The following is a 3,513-nucleotide window of genomic DNA, read 5'->3' as shown; positions in this document are numbered from 1 at the left end:
GACGTGACCGGCACGGTTGTGCTGCCTGAAGGCACCGAAATGGTGATGCCGGGCGACAACCTGAAGTTCGAAGTCGAGCTGATCGCACCGATCGCGATGGAAGACGGCCTGCGCTTCGCCATCCGCGAAGGCGGCCGCACTGTCGGCGCCGGCGTCGTGTCGAAGATCCTGCTTTAAGAACCGCCAGGGCAGGGCTCGCCCCGCCTGACACCAAACAAAAGGCCGCCCCAAAAGGGCGGCCTTTTTGCTGCGCTACCGGCGGATGCGGGCGACGATGTCGTCATAGACCGGCACGATGGCTGCAGCGATCAGTGCGCAGGCCAGCGGCAAGGTCGCCGCAAAGCCGAGCCACTGGAACCCCAACGCGCCAGCCAGCCCGCCCACGAAGAAAGACAACAGCAGGATCGCCAGCATTGGCATCCGCACCGCCTGTGCCACGGCATCCGGTCCGGCGCTGGTCTTGCGAAACAGCATCCGCCCCAGATCGATTCCCAGGTCGGTCGCGATGCCGGTCACATGTGTTGTGCGGATCACGGCGCCGGAAATCTTGGTGATCACCGCATTCTGCAACCCCATGACGAAACACAACAGCAGGATCGTCAGCGTCACGAATCCCCCTTCGACCTCGCCGATCCGCGCGCCCAGAATTCCGAAGGCCATCAGCAATGTCGCCTCCAGCAGAAGGGGAATCGCATATTCGCTTTGCAGCTGGCGGCTGCGGGCATAATTCACCAGAAACGCCGTGCAGGCCGCACCACCGATGAAGGTAGCCAGACAGGCCACGCCGAAGGCCGCGATCCGGTATTGGCCCAGCGCCAGCAGATCAGCGGTCTCTGACACGATACCGGTCATATGCGAGGTGTATTGCTGCACGGCCAGAAAGCCGCCGGCATTGACCGCACCGGCGACAAAGGCCAAAAGATAGCCCAGCCCCCGGTTGCCCTGATCGGTGCGGGTGGACCCCGTCAGGTGGCGGGACAGGTTGGTGGGCATCGGGGCACCTTTCGTGCTGCGCCTGTCCGGCGCAGCGGCGCTAAGGCTGCCAAACTGCACCACCAAAGACGCGCGAAAGCAAGAGTCCCAGAATACCCTTTTTCTGTGCAATCAGCCCTTGCCAGCTTGGGCGCAACCCCCTATACGGCCCCAATCCGACAAGGGTACGCCATGCGTGCCCTTTTTACGTTGGACGAAAAGACGCGATGAGGGTTCTGGATGAGCCATGATCCTCCTCTCCGATCTGGACCCTATTAAAAAGGGTGATGAAATGGCAGGTAGCCAAACCATCCGTATCCGCCTCAAGGCGTTTGATTTCCGGGTGCTCGACGCGAGCACAGCTGAAATCGTCAGCACAGCCAAGCGCACAGGCGCTTCTGTGCGCGGCCCAATCCCATTGCCGAACAAGATCGAAAAGTTCACTGTTCTGCGCGGCCCGCACATCGACAAGAAATCCCGCGACCAGTTCGAGATCCGCACGCACAAGCGCCTCCTCGACATCGTCGACCCGACACCGCAAACCGTGGACGCGCTGATGAAGCTCGACCTGGCTGCTGGCGTCGACGTCCAGATTTCCGTGTAAGGAGGGTTTCAGATGCTCCGTACAGGACTTATCGCGAAAAAGCTGGGCATGACCCGGCTGTTCATGGAAGACGGCCGTCAGATCCCTGTCACTGTTCTTTCGCTGGAAAACCTGCAGGTTGTCGCGCAGCGCACCGCTGAAAAAGACGGCTATGTCGCTGTCCAGCTGGGTGCCGGTGCTGCCAAGGCCAAGCGCACGAGCCAGGCCATGCGTGGCCATTTCGCCGCTGCTAAGGTCGAACCAAAGCGCAAGGTTGCCGAATTCCGCGTCGCCCCCGAGAACATGATCAACGTCGGTGAGACCATCACCGCGAACCATTATTTCGAAGGTCAATATGTGGACGTGTCCGGCACATCCATCGGTAAAGGTTTTGCCGGTGCGATGAAGCGGCACAACTTTGGCGGTCTGCGTGCATCGCACGGCGTGTCGGTCAGCCACCGGTCGCACGGTTCCACTGGCCAGTGTCAGGATCCGGGCAAGGTGTTCAAAGGCAAGAAAATGGCCGGCCATATGGGCTCTGCCCGCGTGACGACCCAGAACCTGCAAGTCGTGCGCACCGATGCCGACCGTGGGCTGATCATGGTCAAAGGCGCGGTTCCCGGCTCCAAGGGTGGCTGGGTAACGTTGAAGGATGCGGTCAAGAAACCGACCCCAGAAAACGTGATCTACCCCGCCGGCCTGAAGTCGCTGGATGAAGAAGCCAAGCGCATTGCCGAAGAAGCTGCCGCCGCCGCCGCCGCTGAAGAAGCTGCCGCCGCAAAGGCCGCTGCCGAGGCAGAACAGGCCGCGCTGGAAGCTGCTGAAGCCGAAGCCGCAAACGAAGCCCCGGCTGATGCCGATACGACAGAGGGTGATAAAAATGAAGGCTGATGCAATCAATCTGGAAGGCGCAAAAGCCGGTTCCGTCGAATTGAACGACGCGATCTTCGGGCTGGAGCCACGCAAGGACATCCTGCACCGCGTCGTTCGCTGGCAGCGCAACAAGGCCATGGCAGGTACACACGACGTGCTGGGCCGGTCGGAAGTGTCCTATTCCACCAAGAAGATCTATCGCCAGAAAGGCACCGGCGGCGCACGTCACGGTTCCAAAGGCGCGCCGATCTTCCGGCACGGTGGTACCTACAAGGGCCCGACCCCGCGCAGCCACGCGCACGAGCTGACCAAGAAGTTCCGCAAGCTGGGGCTCAAGCATGCGCTGTCCGCGAAAGTGGCGGCGGGCGAGCTGGTCATCGTGGACAGCATCGATGTGAAAGACGCGAAAACCTCGGCACTGGCCAAAATGGTCGGGTCCCTGGGTTGGAAGCGCGCGCTGATCATCGACGGGGCCGAAGTGAACGAAAACTTCGCCCGCGCTGCTGCCAACATCGAAACCATTAACGTTCTCCCATCCATGGGTGCCAACGTTTACGACATCCTGAAGTCGGACACGCTTGTCCTGACCAAGGCGGGTGTCGCAGCACTGGAGGCTCGTTTGTCATGAGCGTGAAAGCCGAACATTACGACGTGATCCGCAAGCCGATCATAACCGAAAAAGCGACGATGGCTTCCGAAGCCAACGCCGTCGTTTTCGAAGTCGCGATCGACGCCAACAAACCCCAGATCAAACAGGCCGTCGAGGCGCTGTTCGGTGTGAAGGTCAAGGCCGTGAACACGACGATCACCAAAGGCAAAGTCAAGCGTTTCCGCGGTGCACTGGGTACCCGCAAGGACGTGAAAAAGGCCTATGTGACACTGGAGCCAGGCAACACAATCGACGTGTCGACTGGCCTGTAAGATTAGGTTGCCAACAATCCTTAAAAAGCCTCCGGTGAGAACCGGGGGCTTTTTTGTTTCTGAAACCGCTTGTTGATTGTCACTGAGAACTGACCCGGCAGCAGCAGAAATTGTCATCGAGAATTGACCCATGTGCAACCTTACCCCGGCTTGAATCAGCTGGG

At 60.2% G+C, this 3,513-nt stretch carries 6 protein-coding genes; 5 read left to right on the top strand and 1 reads right to left on the bottom strand.

What is annotated here, in order from left to right:
• A partial coding sequence (locus H147_RS20760) for an EF-Tu C-terminal domain-related protein (protein WP_446001677.1) occupies positions 1–177 on the top strand: 177 nt, incomplete at its 5' end.
• 75 nt (positions 178–252) lie between these two features.
• On the opposite strand, the gene H147_RS0119080 is transcribed toward H147_RS20760, so the two are convergent.
• On the bottom strand, positions 253–993 hold the full coding sequence (locus H147_RS0119080; protein WP_026352704.1) for a YoaK family protein: 741 nt from the start codon (positions 991–993) through the stop codon (positions 253–255).
• A 271-nt stretch (positions 994–1,264) separates the two neighbouring features.
• On the opposite strand from H147_RS0119080, the gene rpsJ reads away from it, so the two are divergent.
• From rpsJ to H147_RS0119060, 4 genes are read left to right on the top strand one after another with little or no spacing between them, the layout of a single operon-like run.
• Positions 1,265–1,576: a 30S ribosomal protein S10 gene (gene rpsJ, locus H147_RS0119075; RefSeq protein ID WP_007206605.1), complete on the top strand. Its 312-nt coding sequence runs from the start codon at positions 1,265–1,267 to the stop codon at positions 1,574–1,576.
• 12 nt (positions 1,577–1,588) lie between these two features.
• Positions 1,589–2,446 (top strand): 50S ribosomal protein L3, encoded by an 858-nt coding sequence (gene rplC, locus H147_RS0119070; RefSeq protein ID WP_019956978.1) that lies wholly within the window; start codon positions 1,589–1,591, stop codon positions 2,444–2,446.
• A complete protein-coding gene (rplD, locus tag H147_RS0119065; RefSeq protein WP_019956977.1) occupies positions 2,436–3,056 on the top strand; it encodes a 50S ribosomal protein L4 in 621 nt (206 codons plus the stop codon). Before rplC ends, rplD begins: the two co-directional genes overlap by 11 nt.
• Positions 3,053–3,349 carry a 50S ribosomal protein L23 gene (locus H147_RS0119060; RefSeq protein WP_019956976.1) on the top strand — a complete coding sequence of 99 codons (297 nt, stop codon included), beginning with the start codon at positions 3,053–3,055 and terminating at the stop codon, positions 3,347–3,349. Before rplD ends, H147_RS0119060 begins: the two co-directional genes overlap by 4 nt.
• The last annotated feature ends 164 nt before the right edge of the window (positions 3,350–3,513 follow it).

Origin of the sequence: Yoonia vestfoldensis DSM 16212, from assembly GCF_000382265.1 — a bacterium.
Classification (GTDB): Bacteria; Pseudomonadota; Alphaproteobacteria; order Rhodobacterales; family Rhodobacteraceae; genus Yoonia; species Yoonia vestfoldensis.
The sequence above is the reverse complement of the archived record's forward strand: the minus strand, read 5'-3'. Positions and strand labels throughout refer to the sequence as shown.